The organism is Stenotrophomonas sp. P5_A8 (assembly GCF_056400545.1).
This window is the reverse complement of record NZ_JBFULB010000630.1, coordinates 1-759: the sequence shown is the minus strand read 5'-3', so window position 1 is coordinate 759 and position 759 is coordinate 1. Positions and strand designations below refer to the sequence as shown.

Sequence of the window (759 nt, the reverse complement as noted above, 5' to 3'; positions counted from 1 at the left end):
CGGTTGGTACAGCTCGGAGCCGAGCATCACGTGCTGGCGCTGAACATGCATCACATTGTATCCGATGGATGGTCGGGCACCGTATTGTTCCGCGAGTTGCAGGCGCTGTATGCCGGCTTCGTGAACAACCGACCTTCCGGGCTCKCGGCCCTGCCGTTGCAGTACACCGACTATGCGGCCTGGCAGCGACGCTGGCTATCCAACGATGCTCTTATCGAGCAGGCCGCTTACTGGCGCACGCAACTGGCTGGCGCACCAACGCTGCTCGAGTTGCCCACTGATCGGCGTCGGCCCACGGCCCAGGATTTTTCCGGCGACACACTGCCCTTGGCAATCGAGCCCGATCTGACTGCACGCCTGAAGGCACTTAGCCAACAGTGCGGCGTAACCTTGTATATGACTGTGCTGGCCGCCTGGTCGGTGCTGTTGTCGCGACTGTCCGGTCAACCCGATCTGATCATCGGCACACCCACCGCAAATCGGCCCCGGCAGGAGCTGGAGGGGCTGATCGGATTCTTTGTCAATACGCTGGCGCTGCGGATCGATACCTCGGGCACGATCAATGTCGAGGAGCTTCTGCAACGCGTGCGCGAAGTCGTTCTGAAAGCCCAGCAGCACCAGGACCTGCCATTCGAGCAGATCGTGGAGATGGTGCGACCGCCCCGTAGCCTCGCGCATTCGCCGCTCTTCCAGGTCATGCTGTCGTGGCAGGACATGGAACATGCCGACCTGTCGCTGGCCGGCCTCGCGGTGCAGCCG

Annotated in this window: 1 protein-coding gene; it reads left to right on the top strand. The window is 62.4% G+C overall.

Annotated features, from left to right (window positions below):
- Positions 1–759, top strand: a 759-nt coding sequence (locus tag AC1DQP_RS21170; RefSeq protein WP_478052514.1) for a condensation domain-containing protein, incomplete at both ends; no start/stop codon positions are given.